Below are 24,601 nucleotides of genomic sequence, written 5' to 3'. Positions count from 1 at the left end.
TCCTTGCCGGATAATGCCTAATCTCTTTTTAGAGAGCCCTGTCCTTGCCGGCACGATCATGACCGAACTGCTTCTTACGCTTATCAGCGCTGCCCTGATCAACAACCTCGTGTTGCACTGGCCGCTGGGCGTCGATCCGGTGTTGGCCAGCGAGCGGTCGCAGGTCCACGCGCTGGGCATCGCAACGACGTGTCTGATGCTGATCGTCGGCACACTCGGCTATGCGCTCTACCACTGGCTATTGGTGCCGCTGGAACTGACATCCCTGCGTCTGTTTGTGTTCCTGCCACTGAGCGTTCTGTTGATCAGCCCGCTGCTGAAGCTGCTGTCACCGTTGTTTGCGAAGCTGTCATTCGATGGCCTCTGGCCCCTGCTGCTGGGGAATGCCGGCGTGCTTGGGCTGACATTGCTCAACGCTCAGAACGACAAGGGAATTTTCCACGCCTTAGCCCTGAGCCTTGGCGCCGGGCTGGGATTCTGGCTGGTGCTGAGTCTGTTCAGCGACTTGCGCCAACGCACACTCGATAACGATATCCCCCTGCCCTTTCGCGGCCTGCCGATCGAATTGATCGGTGCCGGATTGATTGCGGTGATTTTTCTCGGATTCAGCGGGCTGATCAAAACATGAGTCTGATTCAACGCATCGACGCCCTCTTGCCGCAAACCCAATGTGGCAAGTGTGGCCATCCCGGATGCAAACCCTACGCCGAAGGCATCGCCAGCGGCGAGCCGATCAACAAGTGCCCGCCGGGCGGCAGCGAAACCATCGCGGCCCTGGCCGACCTGCTGAAAGTGCCGGTGCTGGAACTGGACGTCAGTCGCGGTTCGGCACCGGCGCAGATCGCTTATATCCGCGAAGCCGAATGCATCGGTTGTACCAAGTGCATTCAAGCCTGCCCGGTCGACGCCATCGTCGGCGCGGCGAAATTCATGCACACGGTCATCGTCGACGAATGCACCGGTTGCGACCTGTGCGTGGCACCCTGCCCGGTGGATTGCATCGAGATGCATCCATTACCGCTGGCCACGGTACTACCGATTGTCGGCGGGCTGGCGTTCAGCCCGGCAGAACAACAGGCCCGGGCCGCCAAACGCAACCGCGCGCGACGCCGCTTCGAACAGCGCAATGCCCGTTTACATCGCGAAGAAGAACAGAAACTCGCCGAGCGCCAGGCCCGAGCCCAACGCGCCGTACAGCCCAGTGAAGTGACACTCGACCCGGTTCAGGCCGCGCTCGAGCGCGTTCGTGTACAGAAGGCCGCCAATGCCGATGCGGCGCTGAAAAAAGCCAAGGTCGATCTGGCGATGAGTCGGGCGCAACTGAACAAATCGCTCAAGGCCTTCGGGCATCCGCCGACCTTCGAACAGCAATCGCAACTGATCGTGCTGCAACAGCAGTTCGAAGCCGCCGAACAGGCGCTGGCACAACTGGAGAGCAGTGCGCCGCAAATCCCTGCTCCGCCTGCACCGACGAAAGATGTCGAGCTGAAACGGGCAAAGATCCAGTTGGCCATGCGCCGCGCCGAACTCAAGAAAGCTCAAACAAGCGAGGCACCGGCCGAACAGATCGAAACGTTGCAACAGGCGCTCAGCGAAGCCGAGCGTCAGGTGGATGCCTATGTCGCCCCTTGAATCGGTGGACGAACGCCTTCAGCAGGCCATGAAACTGGTATTGCTGGCCACCGTGCCGGGGATGTTGACCTTGTTCTGGCTATACGGCTGGGGGGTGTTGATCAACCTGATTCTGGCCGCCGCTACCGCGTTGTCCGTTGAAGCGGTGGTGTTGCAGTTGCGCAAGGAACCGCTCAAACCGACCCTGAGCGACGGCAGTGCGCTGGTCAGCGCGACGCTGTTGGCACTGGCCTTGCCGCCTTATTGTCCGTGGTGGCTGACGGTCAGCGCTGCGGCGTTCGGACTGTTTTTCGGCAAGCAATTGTATGGTGGCGTCGGCAAAAATCCGTTCAATCCGGCGATGCTCGGTTTCGCGCTGGTCCTGGTGACGTTTCCCCAGCAAATGACTCATTGGCCCTCGCCCCATGGCATGAACCTGCTCGGTGGTCTGCAACAGGTGTTCGGTTTCAGCCTCGGCCAGACGCCGGATGCCTGGGCCCAGGCCACGGCGCTGGACAGCCTGCGAATCAACAAAAGCCTGACCATGGACGAACTGTTCGCCGACAACCCGGCATTCGGCCGTTTCGGCGGCCGAGGCGTGGAATGGGTCAACCTGGCGTTCCTGGCGGGTGGTGCGTTTCTGCTACAGCGGCGGGTGTTCAGCTGGCATGCGCCGGTCGGCATGCTCGCCAGCCTGTTCATCATCAGCCTGCTGTGCTGGAACGGTACAGGCTCCGACTCTCACGGCTCGCCATTGTTTCATCTGCTGACCGGTGCGAGCATGCTGGGTGCCTTCTTCATCGTCACGGAACCGATATCCGGCGCGAAAAGCCCCATTGCCCGATTGTTGTTCGGCACCGGCGTGGGGTTACTGACTTACCTGATTCGGACGTGGGGCGGATATCCGGACGGTGTGGCGTTTGCAGTGCTGCTGATGAACCTCTGTGTGCCGGCATTGGAGCGGTTTGCTGCGTCCAGGCAGGAGCCAGTTGCCCCATGAACCGAGCGACGAGCGTTGTGATCCTGATTGTGCTGGCAGGCCTGGGAATGGGCACGACTTACCTCGTGCATCACACCAGCGCGCCGCGCATTGCCGCCGAACAACGCTTGATCGACAGTCGCAATCTGCTGGATCTGCTACCACCTGGCAGCTACGACAATCAGCCACTGGAACAGCCGCTCAGCCTCCCAAGTACTCGTCTGGCCAATAGCACGTTGCTGGGTGGCTACCTGGCGACCAAAGCCGGCCAACCGAGCGCCGTGCTGCTGCGCAGCCAGACACTCGGCTATGCAGGCTCCATCGATGTGCTGATCGCCATCGACGTCAATGGCAAATTGCTGGGGGTCAAAACCCTCAAGCAATCGGAAACCCCGGGATTGGGTGGCAAGCTCGCCGATTGGCCTAATACCTGGCTTCAGGTGTTTACCGGCAAGTCTCTGAGCGAGCCCGGCGACAATGGCTGGGCCTTGAAAAAAGACCAAGGGCAATTCGATCAGATCGCGGGCGCGACCATCACCTCAAGAGCGGTGATCAATACCCTGCATGACGCATTGCGCTACTTCGATGAGCACCGGCAACCGCTGACCGGGAGCAACCCCCCATGAATAAATCATCGACCCTGCAGAACTCGCTGATGCTTGCGCCGCTGATCGGCGCGACTGATTCGTTGGTCACAGCCCTGGGCCTGTGGCTGATGTTCATCGTGGTGGTGGGCGCTTATGGTATGAGTATGGGCGCGTTACGATCCCGACTCATTCCGGCGACATGCTTGCCTGCCAGCGTCCTGCTGGCTGCGACGCTGACCGGTTGCGCGGAACTCGTCATGCAAGCCTGGTCACTTCAATGGCACCAGCATCTGGGGTTCTATGCAGGACTGATCGCGTTGCAATGTGTCGTACTGGAACACAACGGTTTTTTCCAGGCCCCATGGCCCGATCGCCTGCGCCGAGGCGGCCTGTTTGGCGCATTGATGGTCGGCCTGGGCCTGCTGCGCGAGCTCATCGGCAGCGGGACGCTCGGCGGTCATCTGTCCTGGTTGGCGGGTGCCATGCAACCCGACTGGCAAGGCTGGGTGCTGACCGCTGATGGCGGCCTGCGCCTGGCTACACTGGCCCCTGGCGGGTTTATTCTACTGGGCCTGTTGATTGCCGCACATCAAGCCTGGACCCGCCCGACGCCCTCACCGACCTCCCCTGAGGAAACTCATCACCCATGAATGCCGCAAAACGTCTCGAAATTTTCCGCAGGTTTCATGAAGACAACCCGGAGCCGAAGACCGAACTGGCTTATTCCTCGCCGTTCGAATTGCTGATCGCCGTGATTCTCTCGGCTCAGTCGACCGATGTCGGTGTCAACAAGGCCACCGCCAAACTGTACCCGGTGGCCAACACGCCGGCGGCGATTTATGCATTGGGCGTCGAAGGGCTGTCGGAGTACATCAAGACCATCGGCCTGTTCAACAGCAAAGCGAAAAACGTGATCGAAACCTGTCGCTTGCTGATGGAGCGTCATGGAGGCGAAGTGCCGCAAACCCGCGAGGAGCTCGAAGCGCTGCCCGGCGTCGGCCGCAAGACTGCCAATGTGGTGCTCAATACCGCCTTTCGTCAGCTGACCATGGCCGTGGACACTCACATTTTTCGGGTGAGTAACCGCACCGGCATTGCCCCGGGCAAGAACGTGGTCGAGGTGGAGAAGAAGCTGATGAAGGTCGTGCCAAAGGAGTACCTGCTCGACTCTCATCACTGGCTGATTCTCCATGGTCGCTACGTTTGCCTGGCTCGCAAGCCTCGTTGTGGCAGTTGCCGGATCGAGGATTTATGCGAATACAAGCAAAAGACCTCGGACGATTGACGCGCTATTAGTTTTATTGATCGACCGATTGAAAAAATCTTTTTTACCCGCCGAGCGATTGTCGATATAAGGAGCGCCAAAGGCAGTCTTAGCCTGGAGTTAACCTTATGAGCACTGGCAAAGAGCAATTGGACGTAGAAGACGACTTCACCCCCGTTGAGGCCGATGACGCAGAACCGGTGGTGGAAGTGGCAAAGACCAACCTGAGCAAACGCCGCACCATCGACAATTTGCTGGAGGAGCGCCGACTGCAAAAGCAATTGGCCGATTACGATTTTGACCTGTGACACCTAAAAGCCTCCCGAAACGGAGGCTTTTTACTAAGTGCCGATCCCTGACAGGCGCCCGTTCACCGCGCCTCTCGTCAAACGCCGTGTCAAACCAAACCATTGCGTTGAGCCAATTCGATCAGATCGACCAGTGAGCGAGCATTCAGTTTCAGCAACAGGCGAGTCTTGTAAGTACTCACCGTTTTATTGCTGAGGAACATTCCATCCGCTATTTCCTTGTTTGTTTTTCCTCGGGCCAATTGCTGCAGGACCATCATTTCCCTACCGGACAGACGATCCACCATATCCGCTTCACTGGCATTCCCAAGACTGGAGCGCACAGTGTGCAGCGCCTGGTTAGGAAAGTAACTGTAGCCTGACAGTACCGCTTTTATTGCACTGAGCAACTCAGTGAGATCCTGTTGTTTGCAAACATATCCGGCAGCCCCCGACTGCATGCAACGCATGGAAAAGTGCCCTGGCGCCTGGGATGTCAATATCAGTACTTTAAGAGGCATCGCCGTCGATGTCAGGCGCGCGATGACTTCCAGTCCATCCAGTTTCGGTATTCCAATATCCAGAATGACAATATCCGGCATAAGTTCACGGGCAAGTTGTAATGCATCCACGCCATTATCTGTTTCTCCAATGACTTCGTAGCCATGACGCTCCATTAGCATACGTACCGCAAGACGAATGACGGGATGATCATCCACGATCAGCACTTTATTCATGGGCAAGTCCAATTTCGCTGTTCGAATTTTTAGAGCCCGCACCATAGCCTAGTCGTTTCATCCATGGCATGCCGCCCCCCCCGGCCACTCGCACCGAGAGACATCACCTACAAACAACACGGATTAATCCTACAAAAAATCATTGCATATGATGAACCACTAACTTCATTGGCCAAACCCTGTTCAGCACTTCGACAGGTTCTTTGTATCAATTTACAACAAAAAAACTAAAAAAACGGATTCCACCCTGGCGACCGGACATACTTTGACGGTTGAGCTACCCTTAAAAGTAACTGCTATTTTCCAGAGCCCACCCTCACTCAACCCAAATATTTCAAAAAAAACTTACATACAGCAATACTTCACAAACCAAACAAACCCATATAGCTTTAAAACAAATAAACAGCCATACCCGAAACAGAAACAATACAGTTACTATCACCAACTAAGCCACACAGTAAAAAAAAAACACCAAACTCAACAAAGAAACTCTCAAAAACCATACCCCCACAAACCAACAGAGAAACATAATATCTCATGAGTAAAAAACATGATAAAACTCAAAAGAAAAATCACCAACCCCATGACAATCATTGCGATATTTGCAGCATTATCCGAAACATCAGCTGCTGTATCCCTGCCCTTTCTTGAAGACAGCGAGAGAGAACTCTATGTCTGGTTTCTAATCAGCTTTCCCTTTTATTTGCTGTTTCTTTTTTTTGTCACACTAAACTTCAACTATCGATCGCTTTACGCACCCAGCGATTTCGAGAAGGGAAAGCACTTCATAAAAGTCATGGCTAATGCTGATCAATCAGGAAACAGCGCTTCAAGGGACGCACCTGAAAGCTCGGCCCAACATCACGTACGCCTGCCCGTCCCCCTAAAGGATCTGCAGATTATTGATGCACGGTGGATAGACAAGAAAATGGCGTTCAGCGCCTTGATGGACAGTATCCAGCACCCTTCGGATAATCCGGCACAACTGGTCGTATTTCTCACATGCGCCGATTCGGACATAGTGCTGAAGGAAAACGCGCTCAAACATTTGAAACAAATAAAGAAACGCAACAGCGCAACATTCTGTGTTTCTTACAATTTGAGTTCACACGGGGTGACCATTATGACCAGGTCTTGATCTGTCACTGGAAGAGAGGCAGCCTTTGAGCTGAAATCAAAGACAGGAAGCAGAAGGAACCGTTAGCAGAACAAGAAGAAAGCGAGCGTAATGTGCAACAGCTCCCCCCCTTTTTCAAAAGTGTGGCCTTGTCGTCGACAAGGCCACACTTTTATCGATGTCTCAAAGGTCTCAGAAAAGCTTCCGACCTTTGTTCGCCGCGATACGCATGCGCAAGGCGTTGAGCTTGATGAAGCCCGCCGCATCGGCCTGGTTGTAGGCGCCGCCATCTTCCTCGAAGGTTGCGATGTTGGCGTCGAACAACGACTCGTCGGACTTGCGACCGGTGACGATCACGTTGCCCTTGTACAGCTTCAGGCGCACGACACCGTTCACGTGGGCCTGGGACGCATCGATCATCTGTTGCAGCATCAGACGCTCAGGGCTCCACCAGTAACCGGTGTAGATCAGGCTGGCGTATTTAGGCATCAGCTCGTCTTTGAGGTGAGCCACTTCGCGGTCCAGGGTGATCGATTCGATCGCACGGTGAGCGCGCAGCATGATGGTGCCACCCGGGGTTTCGTAGCAGCCGCGGGACTTCATGCCGACGTAACGGTTTTCGACGATGTCCAGACGACCGATACCGTGTTCGCCACCGATACGGTTCAGGGTCGCCAGCACGGTAGCCGGGGTCATTTCGACGCCGTCCAGTGCAACGATGTCGCCGTTACGGTAGGTCAGTTCCAGGTACTGCGCTTTATCAGGAGCCTTCTCCGGGGAGACGGTCCAGCGCCACATGTCTTCTTCGTGCTCGGTCCAGGTGTCTTCCAGCACGCCGCCTTCATAGGAGATGTGCAGCAGGTTGGCATCCATCGAGTACGGAGATTTTTTCTTGCCGTGACGCTCGATCGGGATCGCGTGCTTCTCGGCGTAGTCCATCAGCTTTTCACGGGACAGCAGGTCCCATTCGCGCCACGGAGCGATCACTTTCACGCCTGGCTTCAAGGCGTAGGCGCCCAGTTCGAAACGAACCTGGTCGTTGCCCTTGCCGGTCGCGCCGTGGGAAATGGCGTCAGCGCCGGTTTCATTGGCGATTTCGATCAGGCGTTTGGCGATCAACGGACGAGCGATGGAAGTACCCAGCAGGTACTCGCCTTCGTAAACGGTGTTGGCGCGGAACATCGGGAACACGAAATCGCGCACGAATTCTTCGCGCAGATCGTCGATGTAGATTTCTTTTACGCCCATGGCCTGAGCCTTGGCGCGGGCCGGTTCGACCTCTTCGCCCTGACCCAGGTCAGCGGTGAAGGTCACTACTTCACAGTTATAAGTATCCTGCAGCCACTTGAGGATCACCGAAGTGTCCAGGCCGCCGGAATACGCCAGAACGACCTTGTTTACGTCCGCCATGCCATCACTCCACGGGGTTCTACGGAAAGCCGTCAAGTCTAACGCTCATGCAGGATAATTTACAGAGGCGCGACAGCTTATGACGACGAAGCGACAGATTATGTCGAGTGAGCGACGATTTCGACGGGTTCAGGAGGTCGTCGCGCTGCTCGTGGCGGCAGTGGCTTGAGGCGCCGGCTTCTCGGTGGGCGCAACCCGCTCCAGGCGTACGGCAACCCGGCGGTTCTTCGCCCGATTGGCGGCATTGGTGTTCGGCGCCAGCGGATAGCGCTCACCGTGAAAACGCATCGTGATCTGCGATTCCTGGAAACCATTGGCTTTGAAGAAGTCCATCACGGCCAGCGCTCTGCGCCGTGACAATTCACGGTTGGTCAGGCGGTTGCCGCTATTGTCGGAGTGGCCATCGAGTTCAATGTGGTTGACCGTCGGATCGGCTTTCATGAATTCCAGCATGACCTGCAACTGGGCCTTGGCCCTGGCGTCAAGATCGACGCCCTCCCCCGGAAAACCAACCTCGGACTGCTTCACCTGCTCGAAATTCTGCGGCAACAACTTGGCCACGCAACCCTGATAGTCGCCATAGGCCTTGCTGAACTTGACTGGCAGCAGACGGACTTCAGACACCCGACCGTCACCCGAGGAGTGTCGAACGACCGGGCTGCGGCCATCCATCAACCCGCTGATCAGGCGCCCGGCCTGAACTTGCGAACTATTGAACAGCACGTTGCCACTACCGATTTTCACCGAGCCCAGGTTGATATCACCACGCCCCGGCTGCCACGGCGCAGCGGCCGCCAGCAGGGTTGCCGAACCGCCACCGATCATCGAGTTGTAGGCCTTCAGACGAAATGTCGCCTGCTCGCCGGCGCGACGCACGAACTCACCCGCACCGAAATCAGTGATCGGTTGAGTCAGGCGGCATTCGAACTTGTCACCTTCGACCGTCCACTCGATGCTCTCCAGACGGGTCTGGAAAGTGAGCGCCATCGCAGGAAGGCTGGCAAACACACTGAGCAAGGCTAAATAACGCTGGCGCACGGGAGGCTCCACTGGCTTCTACAACAAAAAGACCGATACACATGTTTACGGCATACCTGTTGGATATCGGAAGCTTGCCGCAAAACTTGATAGCGAGTGCCTGCAAGAGTCTTTTCCGGTAGCATTCCCCTGAGTTTGACCCGCCTGGAATCCCCTCATGTCCGACCGCCTGACCCTGCTGCGTCCCGACGACTGGCATATTCATCTTCGCGATGGTGCTGTGTTGACCAATACCGTCGCGGATGTCGCGCGCACCTTTGGTCGCGCCATCATCATGCCCAACCTGGTACCTCCGGTGCGCAATGCTGCAGAAGCCAATGGCTATCGCCAGCGAATTCTCGCCGCACGCCCGGCCGGCAGCCGTTTCGAACCGCTGATGGTTCTGTACCTGACCGACCGCACCCAGCCCGAAGAAATTCGTGAGGCCAAGGCCAGCGGTTTCATTCACGCCGCCAAGCTGTACCCGGCCGGCGCGACCACCAACTCGGACTCTGGCGTCACCAGCATCGACAAGATTTTCCCCGCACTCGAGGCCATGGCCGAAGTCGGGATGCCCTTGTTGGTTCACGGTGAAGTCACCCGTGGCGATGTCGACGTGTTCGATCGCGAAAAAATCTTCATCGATGAGCATATGCGTCGTGTGGTCGAACGTTTCCCGACCCTCAAAGTGGTGTTCGAACACATCACCACCGCCGACGCCGTGCAGTTCGTCAATGCAGCTTCGGCCAACGTTGGCGCGACCATCACCGCGCATCACCTGCTGTACAACCGCAACCACATGCTGGTGGGCGGGATTCGGCCGCACTTCTACTGCCTGCCGATCCTCAAGCGTAATACCCATCAGGAAGCCCTGCTCGACGCCGCCACCAGCGGCAGCGACAAGTTTTTCCTCGGCACCGACTCGGCCCCCCATGCCCAGCACGCCAAGGAAGCAGCTTGCGGCTGTGCCGGTTGCTACACCGCTTATGCCGCGATCGAGATGTATGCCGAAGCCTTTGAACAGCGCAACGCGCTGGACAAACTCGAAGCCTTCGCCAGCCTCAATGGCCCGCGTTTTTACGGCCTGCCGGCGAACACCGATCGCATCACCCTGGTCCGCGATGAGTGGACCGCCCCAACCAGCCTGCCATTTGGCGAGCTGACCGTAATCCCGCTGCGCGCCGGTGAAAAACTGCGCTGGCGCCTGCTGGAGGAACACGCGTGAGTGATGACCATTTCGACGACGAACAGGACGGTCATGGCGGCGGAGGCGGTTCCCGTCATCCAATGGCTGCCAGGTTCCGTGGTTACCTGCCAGTCGTCGTCGACGTAGAAACCGGTGGCTTCAACTCGGCCACCGATGCCCTGCTGGAAATCGCCGCCACCGTGATTGGCATGGATGAAAAAGGCTTCGTGTTCCCTGAGCACACCTACTTTTTCCGGGTCGAGCCTTTCGAAGGCGCGAACATCGAAGCGGCCGCTCTGGAGTTCACCGGGATCAAACTCGATCACCCGCTGCGCATGGCCGTGAGTGAAGAAGCGGCCCTGACCGATATCTTCCGCGGTGTGCGCAAGGCCCTGAAAGCCAACGGTTGCAAACGGGCGATTCTGGTCGGACACAACAGCAGCTTCGATCTGGGCTTTCTCAACGCCGCTGTCGCGCGCCTGGACATGAAACGTAACCCGTTTCACCCGTTCTCCAGCTTCGACACCGCGACCCTGGCCGGTCTGGCTTACGGTCAAACCGTACTGGCCAAGGCCTGTCAGGCAGCGGATATCGACTTCGACGGTCGCGAGGCCCATTCGGCTCGCTACGACACCGAGAAGACTGCCGACCTGTTCTGCGGCATCGTCAATCGCTGGAAACAAATGGGCGGCTGGGAAGACTACAACGACTGATGCCAGTCGCCGGTTTATTCCGCCCATAAAAAAACCGGCCTCGCAGAGGCCGGTTTTTTATTGCCTGACGCCTGCCTTACAACGCAGCAGCGTTCTCGGTCAGGTAAGCCGCAACACCTTCGGTGGAAGCGGTCATGCCTTTGTCGCCTTTTTTCCAGTTGGCAGGGCAAACTTCGCCGTGCTCTTCGTGGAATTGCAGAGCGTCGACCAGACGGATCAGCTCTTCGATGTTACGGCCCAGCGGCAGGTCGTTGATGATCTGCGAGCGGACAACGCCTTTGTCGTCGATCAGGAACGCGCCACGGAAAGCCACGCCGCCTTCGGACTCAACGTCATAGGCCTTGGCGATTTCGTGCTTCAGGTCGGCCGCCATGGTGTAGCGAACTTCGCCGATGCCACCATTGTTGACCGGGGTGTTGCGCCAGGCGTTGTGGGTGAAGTGCGAGTCGATCGAAACGGCGACCACTTCCACGTTGCGTGCCTTGAAGTCAGACATACGGTTGTCCAGAGCGATCAGCTCGGACGGGCAAACGAAGGTGAAGTCCAGTGGGTAGAAGAACACCAGGCCGTATTTGCCTTTGATGGCCGAGGACAGGGTGAAGCTGTCTACGATTTCGCCATTGCCGAGTACGGCCGGTACGGTGAAGTCAGGGGCTTGTTTGCCTACGAGTACGCTCATTGGATATCTCCTGGTGTAATAACATTGAAGAACAGGGTTCGCACCAGCCTGCCACCCTCAGGCGACAGCCCTGTGACACGATCCCCCTTCGCAAGGACCGACCATCATACACGGCGTTTTTGACCTGTCCTTGCGGTTTTTTTCGAGACCGGTAAAAAGACCGCCGCCCTGTTTCGTCATGAAGGACGTGAAGGGAAACCGTTCGTCAGTCACTTGCCCTTATGACCGAAAGCGTTCAGAAACCACTTTGACAATCATTCTCGTTAACATTAAGATCCATCGCAATTGAGTCACAACCAGCGACGGTTTTCACTTATGTATGTCTGCCTCTGCACTGGCGTCACCGACGGTCAAATCCGCGATGCAATCTATGAAGGTTGCTGCAGCTATCGGGAAGTACGTCAGGCCACCGGCGTTGCCAGCCAATGCGGTAAATGCGCCTGCCTTGCCAAGGAAGTGGTTCGTGATACCTTGGGCAAAGTGCAATCGGCCCAGGCGGCAATTCCCTACCCTGCAGAATTTACCGCCGCCTAACTACCCTATTTGAAAGAACCGGACTTGATGTCCGGTTTTTTTATGTCTGAAAATCAATTGCTTAGGGTGTAGACGCGGAACACAAACATTCTTATTCCGATTAATTTTCATTTAACTTTCAATAACTTAGGTTTGACACTCGTAATTACGCGGCTCAAACTCTGCCCGATAGACAGCTAATAAGGGCAGGACCCCACCATGAAAGGCGACATTACAGTCATCCAGCATCTCAACAAGATCCTTGCCAATGAACTGGTCGCGATCAATCAATACTTCTTGCATGCGCGCATGTATGAAGATTGGGGCCTGGACAAGCTCGGCAAGCACGAGTACCACGAATCCATCGACGAGATGAAGCACGCCGACAAGCTGATCAAGCGCATTCTGTTCCTTGAAGGCCTGCCGAACGTCCAGGACCTGGGCAAGCTGCACATCGGCGAACACACCAAGGAAATGCTTGAGTGTGACCTGAAGATCGAGCGCGACGGCCATGCCGATCTGAAAGTCGCTATCGCTCACTGCGAAACCGTCGGCGACTTCGGTAGCCGTGAACTGCTCGAAGACATTCTTGAATCCGAAGAAGAACATATCGACTGGCTGGAAACCCAACTGGGCCTGATCGATAAAGTCGGTCTTGAGAACTATCTGCAATCGCAGATGGGCGAAGAGTAGGAGCTGTCGAGTGAAACGAGGCTGCGATCTTGGCGATGGCCCGCAATAAAAAGCCCCGCCCCTCGATAGAGGGGCGGGGCTTTTTAGTTGCCGGAGATCAAAAGATCGCCGCCTCGTTTCACTCGACAGCTCCTACAGGGGAGCCAATCGTCTTAAGCTTCGGACTTATTGGCAGCGGCAGCTTCAACAGCAGCCTTGATGGTGGTCTGCAACGAACCATCTGCAGCCATCTCAGTCATGATGTCGCTACCGCCGACCAGTTCACCACCGACCCACAGCTGTGGGAAAGTTGGCCAGTTGGCGTACTTCGGCAGGTTGGCGCGGATTTCCGGGTTCTGCAGGATATCCACGTACGCAAATTTTTCACCACACGCCATGACGGCCTGCGCAGCTTTCGCGGAGAAGCCACACTGTGGGGCATTCGGCGAACCTTTCATGTAAAGCAGAATGGTGTTGTTGGCAATCTGCTCTTTAATCGTTTCGATGATATCCATGGAGCACCTCGGCTGAACTTTCCGACTCAGTGGTCGGCACGGTGGCGCATTGTAACGGAAACCCGAGCGCCATGCTCGGCCTCCCCGACAGACATGTTCACGCCGCCGCCACGGTCACCGGCACGCCGTTCAACGCCGCATTGCCCGACAACTCATCGAGCTGACATTCGTCAGTCAGGTCATTGGCGCTGGAGCCTGGCTGGCCACTGGCAATGCTCATCTGCACACCCGGTCGCGCATGGCCCCAACCGTGAGGAAGGCTGACCACACCTTTCATCATATCCACGCTGGCGACCACTTCAACCTCGATCACCCCGACCCGCGAACTGACGCGCACCCGTTGCCCATCGCTGAGCCCCCGGCTGGCCAGATCGTCCGGATTCATCAGCAGTTGATGGCGCGGTTTGCCCTTCACCAGACGGTGATAGTTGTGCATCCACGAATTGTTGCTGCGCACATGGCGGCGACCGATCATCAACAGCTCATCGGCGACCGGTGCTTGCAGCGCCGCGAAGCGCGTCAGGTCGGCAAGGATCTCGACAGGCGCTGCCTGGACGCGCTGACTGGCCGTTTTCAGGCGTGGCGCCAGGTTGGGCTTGAGCGCGCCGAGATCGATACCGTGAGGATGATCGAACAGGGTTGCCAGCGACAGCTTGTGTTCCGAAGCATCGCCGTACAGCCCCATCCGCAGCCCTCGGTCGATCATCTGCGCGGGCGCGATAGTCGGTTTCAGTTCCTTGCCGGTCTTGGTCGCAAAGGCTTTGGCCAGCCCCACGAAGATTTCCCAGTCATGCAGCGCGCCTTCCGGCTTGGCCAGGATTGCCCGGTTGAAACGAGTGACGTTACGCACCGCGAACATGTTGAACGTGGTGTCGTAATGATCGTTTTCCAGTGCGCAGGTCGACGGCAGGATCAGGTCGGCATAACGCGTGGTTTCATTGATGTACAAGTCGATGCTGACCATGAACTCCAGCCCGTCCAGTGCCTGCTCCAATTGTCGGCCATTGGGCGTCGACAGCACCGGATTACCCGCCACGGTGATTAGCGCACGGACCTGCCCTTCCCCTTCGGTGAGCATCTCTTCGGCCAGTGTCGATACCGGCAATTCTCCAGCGTATTCCGGACGCCCGGACACCCGGCTCTGCCAGCGATTGAAATGCCCGCCCGAGGTCGACGCCACCAGATCAACCGCGGGCTCGGTGCACAACGCACCGCCCTCCCGGTCGAGGTTGCCGGTGACCAGATTGATCAGTTGCACCAGCCAATGGCACAGCGTGCCGAAAGCCTGGGTCGAAACACCCATGCGGCCGTAACAGACCGCTGTCGGCGCTGCCGCGAAGTCGCGCGCCAGCTGGCGGATTTGCTCGGCGGGCACCGCGCACAGCGGGCTCATGGCCTCGGCGGTGAAACCCGCGATCGCCTCACGCACCTCATCCAGACCATCGACGGGCAAATGGCTGTCGCGGGTCAAGCCTTCGGCAAACAAGGTATTGAGCAGCCCGAACAACAGCGCCGCATCGCCACCGGGGCGCACGAACAGATGCTGATCGGCAATCGCCGCCGTTTCGCTGCGACGCGGATCGACCACCACCACTTTACCGCCCCGGGCCTGAATCGCCTTGAGGCGCTTTTCCACGTCTGGCACGGTCATGATGCTGCCGTTGGAGGCCAGTGGATTGCCGCCCAGGATCAGCATGAAATCGGTGTGATCAATGTCCGGGATCGGTAACAGCAAGCCGTGGCCATACATCAAATGACTGGTCAGGTGATGAGGCAACTGATCGACCGACGTCGCGGAAAACCGGTTACGGGTTTTCAACAGGCCGAGGAAGTAATTGCTGTGGGTCATCAACCCGTAATTGTGCACGCTGGGGTTGCCCTGATAGACCGCCACCGCGTTCTGCCCGTGATGCTCTTGAATCGCCGCCAGGCGTTCAGCCACAAGGCTGAACGCATCTTCCCACTCGATAGCCTGCCATTCGCCGCCCACTCGCAGCATTGGCTGACGCAGGCGATCCGGATCGTTCTGAATGTCTTGCAGGGCAACCGCTTTGGGGCAGATATGCCCGCGGCTAAAGGCATCCTGAGGATCACCCTTGATCGAGGTGATCTGCACGGCGCCGCCTTCGACCTCGGTGGTTTCGATGGTCAGGCCGCAGATGGCTTCACACAGGTGGCACGCACGGTGGTGGAGAGTCTTGGTCATGGCCAGTCTCTGTTTTGTTCTGGGCGGGCAATGTCGGCCGCGGGAACAAAACTATGGCGCGCGATTCGCCCCTTTGCCAGCGACGTTCGTCTTGTGAATCGGCGACCATCAGGCCAGCCGATGGCCGCAAGGGGATCAGTTCGACGGCAGACTCGGCGGCGCCTGCAGCTGGATCTCCTCGATGGTTTCGATCTGCTCATGGGCGATGTGCACGCCGGTGAGCTCGCCAATCAATCGCCAATGCTCATCGAGCCCGGCGCTGACAGTGGCCATGCGATCAATCATGCGTCGGCCGGCGGCCTTGGTCACTTCGTCTTCACTGCGCAACAACTCGAAAGACATCGAGGTCATGGAAGCAGTGAGGTGGGTCAGAGAGCGTGCCGTGAGGCCGAGTAATTCCATTAACAGTTGTTCTTTCGATTCCATTCCTAGGGCTTCCTGGGTCGCTCATTTGGGCTTGTCCTCCAGCATTTCCTGGGCCTGAGGCGGGCTTGGTCAATAGTGGACGACAGACCCTAGTTATAACCCAGCACTTTGCATTAGCAAATGTTTCGGACCAGACACATTGCCCCTCGAAAGTTCGAATGACAGGTCAAAAAACCGACCGCCAGCGTGTCGCCCACGCCCCGTTTGATTGCCAAGCCCGGCGGGCCCGGTGTACAAATGGTTAGCTGCTGTCAGGAACAGGCTTCAAAAGCGCTACTGCGGTCACCCCGTAGCCCCTCTGAAATCCCCTAAACACCGTAGCCTATTGGCATAACGCGACATTTAATGTCAATATCGCGCCTCCCCCTATTTCGTCGCCCCGTGCGGCTTACGCCGCAGGTCTCGCCCGTTTTTCAGTTAAACAAGGCTTTGAGTATCTGCGGTCTGTTGCAAAAGGTAGTCAATGATGAGCGCAAGGCACTTTCTCTCCCTGATGGATTGCACGCCCGAAGAGCTGGTCAGCGTGATCCGTCGAGGCGTTGAGCTCAAGGACCTGCGTAACCGCGGCGTACTGTTCGAGCCTTTGAAAAACCGCGTCCTGGGGATGATTTTCGAGAAGTCCTCGACCCGTACCCGCATCTCGTTCGAAGCCGGCATGATCCAGCTCGGCGGCCAGGCAATCTTCCTGTCGCCGCGCGATACCCAACTGGGTCGCGGCGAGCCGATCGGCGACTGCGCCATCGTCATGTCGAGCATGCTCGATGCAGTGATGATCCGTACCTTTGCCCATAGCACCCTGACCGAATTCGCCGCCAACTCCCGCGTGCCCGTGATCAACGGCCTGTCCGATGACCTGCATCCGTGCCAGTTGCTGGCCGACATGCAAACCTTCCTCGAACACCGTGGTTCGATTCAAGGCAAGACCGTGGCCTGGATCGGTGACGGCAACAACATGTGCAACAGCTATATAGAAGCGGCGATCCAGTTCGACTTCCAGTTGCGCATCGCCTGCCCGGAAGGCTACGAACCCAACCCTGAATTTGTGGCCAAAGCCGGCGATCGGGTGAGCATCGTCCGCGATCCGCAGGACGCCGTGCGCGGTGCGCATCTGGTGAGCACCGACGTCTGGACCTCCATGGGCCAGGAAGAGGAAACCGCCAAACGCCTGAAGCTGTTCGCACCGTTCCAGGTCAACCGTGCCCTGCTCGACCTGGCCGCCCCAGACGTGCTGTTCATGCATTGCCTGCCGGCCCACCGTGGCGAGGAAATCAGCCTCGACCTGCTCGACGATCCGCGCTCGGTGGCGTGGGATCAGGCAGAAAACCGTCTGCATGCACAAAAGGCCCTGCTCGAGTTTCTCGTCCCGCCTTCGTACCACCACGCATGAGCCAGCCTTTACTGTTGAACCTGCGCAATCTGGCTTGCGGTTATCAAGACCAGCGGGTTGTGCAAAACCTCAACCTGCATTTGAACGCTGGCGATATCGGTTGCCTGCTGGGATCTTCGGGCTGCGGCAAAACCACCACTCTGCGGGCGATTGCCGGTTTCGAACCGGTGCACGAAGGTGAAATCCAGCTGGGGGGCGAGACCATCTCCAGTGCCGGCTTCACCCTCGCCCCGGAGAAACGCCGGATCGGCATGGTGTTCCAGGATTACGCGCTGTTTCCGCACTTGAGCGTGGCCGAGAACATTGCCTTCGGGATCCGCAAGCACCCGCAAAAGGATCGCGTCACCGAAGAACTGCTGGAACTGGTCAACCTGAAAAACCTCGGCAAGCGCTTCCCCCATGAACTGTCTGGCGGGCAGCAGCAACGTGTCGCCCTGGCCCGTGCCCTGGCACCAGAACCGCAACTGCTGTTGCTCGACGAACCATTCTCCAACCTCGACGGCGAACTTCGACGCAAGCTCAGTCATGAGGTACGCGACATTCTCAAGGCTCGCGGCACCAGTGCGATTCTGGTAACCCACGATCAGGAAGAAGCCTTCGCGGTCAGCGACCACGTGGGCGTTTTCAAGGAAGGTCGCCTCGAGCAGTGGGACACGCCCTACAACCTCTACCACGAACCCCTGACGCCGTTTGTGGCCAGTTTCATTGGCCAGGGGTACTTCATTCGCGGTCAGTTGAGCAGCCCGGAGTCGGTGCAGACCGAGCTGGGTGAACTGCGCGGCAATCGTGCCTACACCTGGCCAATCGGTGGCGCCGTGGACGTGTTGCTGCGTCCGGACGATATCGTCTATGCGCCGGACGGCCCATTGAGGGCGCGGATTATCGGCAAGAGTTTCCAGGGTGCATCAACCTTGTACCGCTTGCAGTTGCCTACGGGCGCGCAGCTGGAGTCGATTTTCCCGAGTCATGCCGATCATCTGGTCGGTGCTGAAGTCGGCATACGGGTAGCGGCGGAACACCTTGTGCTGTTCCAGGCATCCGGCAGCACAGCGGCGCAGATTCCGGTGATCGAATCCGGTGTTCGGCGGTACAGCACCGCCAGCTGACACCAGAATCTGTGTAGGAGCGAGGCTTGCCCGCGAAAGCGTCATGCCAGTCAATGATGATGTCGACTGACACTACGCCTTCGCGGGCAAACCTCGCTCCTACAAGAAATCAGCCGAGCAATATTCTGCCGCTCGCAACCAGCGTCGCCTCCCCAATTCCCACCCTATAGCGCTCAGGCGCGCCCGATATCGGCGAACTTCGCCTGGGTGTGCTCGGCCAGCACTGCGGGCGCCAGTTCAACTTCCAGACCACGCCGTCCAGCGCTGACGAAGATGCTGGAAAAAGGTTGAGCTGAATTATCGATAAAAGTGCGCAAGCGCTTCTTCTGCCCCAGCGGGCTGATACCCCCTAACAGATACCCCGTCGACCGTTGCGCGGCCGCGGGATCAGCCATTTCGACTTTTTTCACGCCAGCGGCATGCGCCAGTGCCTTCAAGTCCAGACTTCCGACGACCGGCACCACCGCCACCAACAATTCCCCCTTCTCACTGGCCGCCAGCAACGTCTTGAACACCTGCGCCGGTGCCAACCCCAGTTTTTCCGCGGCCTCCAGGCCATAGGATGCTGCCTTCGGATCATGTTCGTAACTGTGCACGCGATGTTCGGCACGAACTTTTTTCAACAAATCCAATGCGGGGGTCATGGCAGCTCCAGGCTTGGCGACAGAAGAAAAACACTGCGCAGGATTCTAGGTCATTGATCGATAAAAGGCTCTATTGCGCCGCTATTTCAAGGGATTGGTCAGATCTTCTGCCGTTCGTCTACGTTCTGCCTGCCGCGTGAACGATAGGATCATTCATGTGACTAATAGTTGAAATGTGACCGATAGTTCACTTTCGACCTTTGACAGCAGTCATTCTTGTCTATATTTTTTCGAATCTGAATACTGTACGAATGTTTCACTGCAGCACCCAGCAGTAAGCCGAGCACAGGATGGGGATCCTGCCTCGGTGAAAATCGCGCTTTGACCTTGATGAAAAAGCGCCAGACAACAACAAAAAAGAGGTTTTCAATGACAACTGCTTTACAACAACCGTCGCTCTCAAGCCAATGCATGGCCGAATTTCTGGGTACTGCACTGCTGATCTTTTTTGGTACCGGCTGCGTTGCCGCGCTCAAGGTGGCGGGTGCCAGCTTCGGTTTGTGGGAAATCAGCATCATCTGGGGGGTTGGCGTCAGCATGGCGATCTACCTCACTGCCGGAGTTTCCGGCGCGCACCTCAATCCTGCCGTGAGTATCGCGCTGAGCATTTTCGCTGACTTCGAAAAACGTAAACTGCCCTTTTATATCTTCTCCCAGGTGGCTGGCGCCTTCTGCGGCGCCTTGTTGGTTTACACGCTGTACAGCAACCTATTCTTCGATTTCGAACAAACTCACCATATGGTTCGTGGCACCCAAGCCAGCCTTGAATTGGCTTCGGTGTTCTCCACCTTCCCGAACCCTGCCCTGTCCACGGCCCAGGCGTTTTTGGTTGAAGTGATCATCACCGCCATCCTGATGGGCGTGATCATGTCGCTGACCGACGACAACAACGGCCTGCCCAAGGGACCACTGGCACCGCTGCTGATCGGCCTGCTGATTGCTGTGATTGGCAGCTCGATGGGCCCGCTGACCGGTTTCGCGATGAACCCGGCCCGCGACTTCGGTCCTAAGCTAATGACTTTCTTCGCGGGCTGGGGTGAAATTTCCTTCACTGGCGGGCGCGATATCCCGTACTTCCTGATCCCGATTTTTGCACCGATCGTCGGTGCCTGCCTCGGCGCTGCAGCTTATCGCGGGTTGATCGCCCGCCATCTGCCCGGCGCCATACCTGCTACAAGGGACGCAACACCGGCCATTGACGGCAAACCCAGAACGTCTTGAAACCGTTGGCGCGTGATCCTGCCCAATAAGATCGCGCGCCTGACCTCACTTCCTTATTTCGTCCAAGGCAATCGACATGACCGACATTCAGAATAAGAACTACATCATTGCCCTCGATCAGGGTACGACCAGCTCCCGCGCGATCATCTTCGATCGTGATGCGAACGTGGTCTGCACCGCCCAGCGCGAATTCGCGCAGCATTACCCGCAAGCCGGCTGGGTCGAACATGACCCGATGGAAATCTTCGCCACCCAAAGCGCCGTGATGGTCGAGGCCCTGGCGCAAGCCGGCCTGCATCACGATCAGGTCGCGGCCATCGGCATCACTAACCAGCGCGAAACCACCGTGGTCTGGGACAAGACCACCGGCCGCCCGATCTACAACGCGATCGTCTGGCAGTGCCGCCGCAGCACCGAAATCTGCCAGCAGCTCAAGCGCGATGGCCACGAACAATACATCAGCGACACCACCGGCCTGGTCACCGACCCGTACTTCTCCGGCACCAAACTCAAGTGGATCCTCGACAACGTCGAAGGCAGCCGCGAGCGTGCGCGCAAGGGTGAACTGCTGTTCGGCACCGTCGACAGCTGGCTGATCTGGAAATTTACCGGCGGCAAGGTGCACGTCACCGACTACACCAACGCCTCGCGCACCATGCTCTTCAACATCCACACGCTGGAGTGGGACGCGAAGATGCTGGAAGTTCTCGACATCCCGCGCGAGATGCTGCCAGAAGTTAAGTCTTCGTCCGAAATCTACGGCCACACCAAAAGCGGCATCGCCATTGGCGGTATCGCCGGTGACCAGCAAGCCGCCCTCTTCGGCCAAATGTGCGTCGAGCCAGGCCAGGCGAAAAACACTTACGGCACCGGTTGCTTCCTGCTGATGAACACCGGCGACAAAGCAGTGAAATCCAAGCACGGCATGCTCACTACTATCGCTTGCGGCCCGCGCGGCGAAGTGGCCTACGCCCTGGAAGGCGCGGTGTTCAACGGTGGCTCCACCGTGCAGTGGCTGCGTGACGAGTTGAAAATCATCAACGACGCCCACGACACCGAATACTTCGCCAACAAGGTCAAGGACAGCAACGGCGTGTACCTGGTGCCGGCCTTCACCGGTCTGGGTGCTCCGTACTGGGACCCGTATGCCCGTGGCGCGCTGTTCGGCCTGACTCGCGGCGTACGCGTGGATCACATTATTCGTGCCGCGCTGGAGTCGATTGCCTACCAGACCCGCGACGTTCTGGACGCCATGCAGCAGGATTCCGGCGAACGCCTCAAATCCCTGCGCGTCGACGGCGGTGCAGTCGCGAACAACTTCCTGATGCAGTTCCAGGCCGACATCCTCGGCACTCAGGTCGAGCGTCCGCAAATGCGCGAAACCACCGCGCTGGGCGCAGCGTACCTGGCAGGTTTGGCGTGCGGCTTCTGGGGCAGCCTGGACGAGCTACGCGGCAAAGCGGTAATCGAGCGCGAGTTCGAACCAACGCTGGACGAAACCGCGAAGGAAAGACTCTATGCCGGCTGGAAAAAAGCCGTCAGCCGCACCCGCGATTGGGAACCGCACGAGGGCGCTGAATAAGCCAGGCTGAGAACTCGTATCGGTATGTAACTGGCAGGGAGTGGATTCGTGCGGCATCATGGGCAAATTTTGCACGGCAGCCAAAGGAAGCCCCATGAATCTGCCTCCCCGTCAGCAGCAAATCCTCGAACTGGTCCGCGAACGCGGCTATGTCAGCATCGAGGAAATGGCTCAGCTGTTCGTCGTTACACCGCAAACCATCCGCCGTGATATCAATCAACTGGCGGAAGTCAATCTGCTGCGTCGCTACCACGGCGGCGCGGCCTATGATTCCAGCGTCGAAAACACCGCCTACGCCATGCGCGCCGATCAGATGCGCGATGAAAAGCAGCGTATCGGCGAAGCCATTGCCGCTCAGATTCCCGATCACGCCTCGCTGTTCATCAATATCGGCACCACCACCGAATCCATTGCCCGGGCGTTGCTCAACCACAACCACCTGAAGATCATCACCAACAACCTGCATGTGGCCTCGATGCTCAGCGCCAAGGACGACTTCGACGTGCTGCTGACGGGCGGCAACGTGCGGCGTGACGGCGGCGTAGTGGGTCAGGCCAGCGTCGACTTCATTAACCAGTTCAAGGTCGACTTCGCACTGGTCGGCATCAGCGGCATTGATGAAGACGGTAGCCTGCTCGACTTCGATTACCAGGAAGTACGGGTGTCCCAAGCGATCATCGCCAATGCCCGACAGGTCATCCTCGCGGCGGACTCCAGCAAATTCGGGCGCAACGCCATGATTCGCCTGGGACCGATCAGCCTGATCGATTGCCTGGTCACCGATCAGCAGCCTTCGCCGGCCTTGGCGCAGTTGTTGAGCCAGCACAAGATTCGGCTGGAAGTCGTTTAACCCCCCTCACATCTTAGTTGTCTGTCCGGACGCCATCGCGAGCAGGCTCGCTCCCACAGGTTCAGCGCAACCCTTGTGGGAGCGAGCCTGCTCGCGATAGCAATCCCTGCCGCACCTCTTCTTTCGCGCCCTTACGCGCATCTAAATGTTCGTAAATTTTCCTTTAGCCGCCCTTCGATCAGTATTTTCAATCGAAGTTGACTGGCTGTGGGCGCCTTTATGGGCTAATATTTTCGCAAATGAACATTAATGTTCGAATTCAAATATAGAAATTCAAAAAAACCGAGGCCAGCCGATGCCCACTTCTACCTTGCCTACGCCCCCTCTCGCCGAGGTTTACGATATCGCCGTCATCGGTGGTGGAATCAATGGCGTGGGGATCGCAGCGGATGCCGCCGGTCGCGGCCTTTCGGTGTTCCTTTGCGAAAAGGATGATCTGGCCAGCCACACCTCGTCGGCCAGCAGCAAACTGATCCACGGTGGCCTGCGCTACCTTGAACATTACGAATTTCGCCTGGTGCGCGAAGCCCTTGCCGAGCGCGAAGTGCTGCTGGCCAAGGCGCCGCACATCGTCAAACAGATGCGCTTCGTGCTGCCGCACCGCCCGCACCTGCGTCCGGCCTGGATGATCCGCGCCGGTCTGTTCCTTTATGACCATCTCGGCAAACGGGAAAAACTCGAAGGCTCGAAAAGCCTGAAGTTCGGCCCGGACAGCCCGCTGAAAAGCGAAATCACCAAAGGCTTTGAATACTCCGATTGCTGGGTCGATGACGCGCGCCTGGTCGTGCTCAACGCCATGGCCGCCCGCGAGAACGGTGCCCATGTCCACACCCAGACCCGTTGCGTCAACGCCCGTCGCACCAAAGGCCTGTGGCACCTGCACCTGGAACGCGCCGATGGCAGCCTGTTTTCGATCCGCGCCAAGGCACTGGTCAACGCTGCCGGCCCATGGGTCGCCAAGTTCATTCGTGACGACCTGAAGATGGAATCGCCGTATGGCATCCGCCTGATTCAGGGCAGCCATTTGATCGTGCCGAAACTGTATGAAGGCGAACATGCGCACATTCTGCAAAACGAAGATCAGCGCATCGTCTTCACTATTCCGTATCTGAACCACTTCACCCTGATCGGCACCACCGACCGCGAATACACCGGCGACCCGGCGAAAGTTGCGATCACCGAGGGCGAAACCGATTACCTGCTCAAAGTGGTCAACGCCCACTTCAAGAAGCAAATCAGCCGCGACGACATCCTGCACAGCTATTCCGGTGTTCGTCCGTTGTGCAACGACGAATCCGACAACCCGTCGGCCGTCACCCGCGACTACACCCTGGCGTTGTCGGGCAATGGCGAAGAGGCACCGCTGTTGTCAGTGTTCGGCGGCAAACTGACGACTTACCGCAAACTGGCCGAGTCGGCGCTGGCGCAACTGGCCCCGTACTTCACGCACGTCAAGCCAAGCTGGACTGCCAGCGCCCCCCTGCCCGGCGGCGAAGACATGACCACGCCACAGGCACTGAGCGCGCGGATCCGCGACAAGTTCGACTGGGTACCCACCGAGATCGCCCGTCGTTGGGCCACCACTTACGGCAGCCGCACCTGGCGCATGCTCGAAGGTGTGGAAAGCCTCAGTGACCTGGGCGAACACATCGGTGGCGGCCTCTACACCCGGGAAGTCGATTACCTGTGCAGCGAAGAATGGGCGACCACCGCCCACGACATTCTGTGGCGCCGCAGCAAGCTTGGGTTGTTCACCACCTCGGCGGAACAGGAAAAGCTCAAGGATTACCTGAACAAGGTCGAACAGAACCGCAGCAAGATCGAAGCGGCCTGATCGGGAATCCGGTTAAAACGAAGCCCCTGAATCTCACGATTCAGGGGCTTTTTTCATC

General features: G+C 57.9%; 26 protein-coding genes. 18 read left to right on the top strand and 8 right to left on the bottom strand.

The genetic code is table 11. The features are described 5' to 3' along the window. Positions 1-58: 58 nt before the first annotated feature. From KGB14_RS24095 to KGB14_RS24065, 7 genes are all read left to right on the top strand, one after another. Complete coding sequence (locus KGB14_RS24095) at positions 59-628, top strand: Rnf-Nqr domain containing protein (RefSeq protein WP_223489125.1); 570 nt, start codon at positions 59-61, stop codon at positions 626-628. Beyond that, positions 625-1,632 carry an electron transport complex subunit RsxB gene (gene rsxB / locus KGB14_RS24090; RefSeq protein ID WP_223489124.1) on the top strand — a complete coding sequence of 336 codons (1,008 nt, stop codon included), beginning with the start codon at positions 625-627 and terminating at the stop codon, positions 1,630-1,632. Before KGB14_RS24095 ends, rsxB begins: the two co-directional genes overlap by 4 nt. Continuing rightward, positions 1,619-2,611, top strand: coding sequence for an RnfABCDGE type electron transport complex subunit D (locus KGB14_RS24085; RefSeq protein ID WP_223489123.1), 993 nt, complete (start codon positions 1,619-1,621; stop codon positions 2,609-2,611). Before rsxB ends, KGB14_RS24085 begins: the two co-directional genes overlap by 14 nt. Continuing rightward, on the top strand, positions 2,608-3,216 hold the full coding sequence (locus KGB14_RS24080; RefSeq protein WP_223489122.1) for an RnfABCDGE type electron transport complex subunit G: 609 nt from the start codon (positions 2,608-2,610) through the stop codon (positions 3,214-3,216). Before KGB14_RS24085 ends, KGB14_RS24080 begins: the two co-directional genes overlap by 4 nt. Next, on the top strand, positions 3,213-3,827 hold the full coding sequence (locus KGB14_RS24075; protein ID WP_223489121.1) for an Rnf-Nqr domain containing protein: 615 nt from the start codon (positions 3,213-3,215) through the stop codon (positions 3,825-3,827). The genes KGB14_RS24080 and KGB14_RS24075 overlap by 4 nt, the downstream gene beginning before the upstream one ends. Continuing rightward, positions 3,824-4,462, top strand: a complete 639-nt coding sequence (gene nth / locus KGB14_RS24070; RefSeq protein WP_223489120.1) for an endonuclease III — start codon at positions 3,824-3,826, stop codon at positions 4,460-4,462. Before KGB14_RS24075 ends, nth begins: the two co-directional genes overlap by 4 nt. 107 nt (positions 4,463-4,569) lie before the next feature. Next, positions 4,570-4,749, top strand: coding sequence for a PA3496 family putative envelope integrity protein (locus tag KGB14_RS24065; protein ID WP_007898493.1), 180 nt, complete (start codon positions 4,570-4,572; stop codon positions 4,747-4,749). A gap of 89 nt (positions 4,750-4,838) precedes the next feature. Here the strand turns inward: KGB14_RS24065 and KGB14_RS24060 are convergent, their stop codons facing one another. Then, positions 4,839-5,465 carry a response regulator transcription factor gene (locus KGB14_RS24060; protein WP_223489119.1) on the bottom strand — a complete coding sequence of 209 codons (627 nt, stop codon included), beginning with the start codon at positions 5,463-5,465 and terminating at the stop codon, positions 4,839-4,841. 550 nt (positions 5,466-6,015) lie between these two features. Between KGB14_RS24060 and KGB14_RS24055 the strand changes: the two genes are divergently transcribed. Next, positions 6,016-6,603, top strand: coding sequence for a hypothetical protein (locus KGB14_RS24055; RefSeq protein WP_223489118.1), 588 nt, complete (start codon positions 6,016-6,018; stop codon positions 6,601-6,603). A 171-nt stretch (positions 6,604-6,774) separates the two neighbouring features. On the opposite strand, the gene KGB14_RS24050 is transcribed toward KGB14_RS24055, so the two are convergent. Both KGB14_RS24050 and KGB14_RS24045 read right to left on the bottom strand, forming a co-directional pair. After that, positions 6,775-7,992, bottom strand: coding sequence for an argininosuccinate synthase (locus KGB14_RS24050; RefSeq protein WP_223489117.1), 1,218 nt, complete (start codon positions 7,990-7,992; stop codon positions 6,775-6,777). A gap of 129 nt (positions 7,993-8,121) precedes the next feature. After that, a complete protein-coding gene (locus KGB14_RS24045) occupies positions 8,122-9,030 on the bottom strand; it encodes a flagellar protein MotY (protein ID WP_223489116.1) in 909 nt (302 codons plus the stop codon). Between the two features lie 157 nt (positions 9,031-9,187). Between KGB14_RS24045 and pyrC the strand changes: the two genes are divergently transcribed. Both pyrC and rnt read left to right on the top strand, forming a co-directional pair. After that, positions 9,188-10,234: a dihydroorotase gene (gene pyrC / locus KGB14_RS24040; protein ID WP_105345080.1), complete on the top strand. Its 1,047-nt coding sequence runs from the start codon at positions 9,188-9,190 to the stop codon at positions 10,232-10,234. Further along, entirely contained in the window at positions 10,231-10,908 is a 678-nt protein-coding gene (gene rnt / locus KGB14_RS24035; protein WP_223489115.1) for a ribonuclease T, read from the top strand. The genes pyrC and rnt overlap by 4 nt, the downstream gene beginning before the upstream one ends. A gap of 76 nt (positions 10,909-10,984) precedes the next feature. Here the strand turns inward: rnt and KGB14_RS24030 are convergent, their stop codons facing one another. Further along, positions 10,985-11,587, bottom strand: a complete 603-nt coding sequence (locus KGB14_RS24030) for a peroxiredoxin (protein ID WP_007898510.1) — start codon at positions 11,585-11,587, stop codon at positions 10,985-10,987. 315 nt (positions 11,588-11,902) lie between these two features. On the opposite strand from KGB14_RS24030, the gene KGB14_RS24025 reads away from it, so the two are divergent. Together KGB14_RS24025 and bfr are read left to right on the top strand one after the other, a co-directional pair. Further along, on the top strand, positions 11,903-12,121 hold the full coding sequence (locus tag KGB14_RS24025) for a bacterioferritin-associated ferredoxin (RefSeq protein WP_123358041.1): 219 nt from the start codon (positions 11,903-11,905) through the stop codon (positions 12,119-12,121). Positions 12,122-12,319: 198 nt separating this feature from the next. Beyond that, positions 12,320-12,793, top strand: coding sequence for a bacterioferritin (bfr, locus tag KGB14_RS24020; RefSeq protein ID WP_223489114.1), 474 nt, complete (start codon positions 12,320-12,322; stop codon positions 12,791-12,793). A 152-nt stretch (positions 12,794-12,945) separates the two neighbouring features. Here the strand turns inward: bfr and grxD are convergent, their stop codons facing one another. The 3 genes from grxD to KGB14_RS24005 form a co-directional block, all read right to left on the bottom strand. Beyond that, on the bottom strand, positions 12,946-13,287 hold the full coding sequence (gene grxD, locus KGB14_RS24015) for a Grx4 family monothiol glutaredoxin (RefSeq protein WP_034149018.1): 342 nt from the start codon (positions 13,285-13,287) through the stop codon (positions 12,946-12,948). 97 nt (positions 13,288-13,384) lie between these two features. Then, on the bottom strand, positions 13,385-15,493 hold the full coding sequence (locus KGB14_RS24010; protein ID WP_223489113.1) for a molybdopterin oxidoreductase family protein: 2,109 nt from the start codon (positions 15,491-15,493) through the stop codon (positions 13,385-13,387). A 135-nt stretch (positions 15,494-15,628) separates the two neighbouring features. Then, positions 15,629-15,919 carry a hypothetical protein gene (locus KGB14_RS24005; protein ID WP_223489112.1) on the bottom strand — a complete coding sequence of 97 codons (291 nt, stop codon included), beginning with the start codon at positions 15,917-15,919 and terminating at the stop codon, positions 15,629-15,631. 466 nt (positions 15,920-16,385) lie between these two features. On the opposite strand from KGB14_RS24005, the gene argF reads away from it, so the two are divergent. Both argF and KGB14_RS23995 read left to right on the top strand, forming a co-directional pair. Then, positions 16,386-17,306 carry an ornithine carbamoyltransferase gene (gene argF / locus KGB14_RS24000; protein ID WP_223489111.1) on the top strand — a complete coding sequence of 307 codons (921 nt, stop codon included), beginning with the start codon at positions 16,386-16,388 and terminating at the stop codon, positions 17,304-17,306. Then, positions 17,303-18,412, top strand: coding sequence for an ABC transporter ATP-binding protein (locus tag KGB14_RS23995; protein ID WP_223489110.1), 1,110 nt, complete (start codon positions 17,303-17,305; stop codon positions 18,410-18,412). Before argF ends, KGB14_RS23995 begins: the two co-directional genes overlap by 4 nt. Positions 18,413-18,585: 173 nt before the next feature. On the opposite strand, the gene ybaK is transcribed toward KGB14_RS23995, so the two are convergent. Continuing rightward, on the bottom strand, positions 18,586-19,056 hold the full coding sequence (gene ybaK, locus KGB14_RS23990) for a Cys-tRNA(Pro) deacylase (RefSeq protein ID WP_223489109.1): 471 nt from the start codon (positions 19,054-19,056) through the stop codon (positions 18,586-18,588). Between the two features lie 369 nt (positions 19,057-19,425). Here ybaK and KGB14_RS23985 point away from each other — a divergent pair, with 369 nt between their 5' ends. The 4 genes from KGB14_RS23985 (at position 19,426) to glpD (ending at position 24,543) form a co-directional block, all read left to right on the top strand. Further along, a complete protein-coding gene (locus KGB14_RS23985) occupies positions 19,426-20,277 on the top strand; it encodes an MIP/aquaporin family protein (protein WP_223489173.1) in 852 nt (283 codons plus the stop codon). 76 nt (positions 20,278-20,353) lie between these two features. Beyond that, complete coding sequence (glpK, locus tag KGB14_RS23980) at positions 20,354-21,859, top strand: glycerol kinase GlpK (RefSeq protein ID WP_223489108.1); 1,506 nt, start codon at positions 20,354-20,356, stop codon at positions 21,857-21,859. A gap of 94 nt (positions 21,860-21,953) precedes the next feature. Further along, positions 21,954-22,709, top strand: coding sequence for a DeoR/GlpR family transcriptional regulator (locus KGB14_RS23975; RefSeq protein WP_007898523.1), 756 nt, complete (start codon positions 21,954-21,956; stop codon positions 22,707-22,709). Between the two features lie 295 nt (positions 22,710-23,004). Continuing rightward, complete coding sequence (gene glpD, locus KGB14_RS23970; RefSeq protein WP_223489107.1) at positions 23,005-24,543, top strand: glycerol-3-phosphate dehydrogenase; 1,539 nt, start codon at positions 23,005-23,007, stop codon at positions 24,541-24,543. The last annotated feature ends 58 nt before the right edge of the window (positions 24,544-24,601 follow it).

The organism is Pseudomonas sp. A-RE-19 (assembly GCF_019956555.1).
Classification (GTDB): domain Bacteria; phylum Pseudomonadota; class Gammaproteobacteria; order Pseudomonadales; family Pseudomonadaceae; genus Aquipseudomonas.
This window is presented reverse-complemented; position numbering and strand designations above follow the sequence as displayed.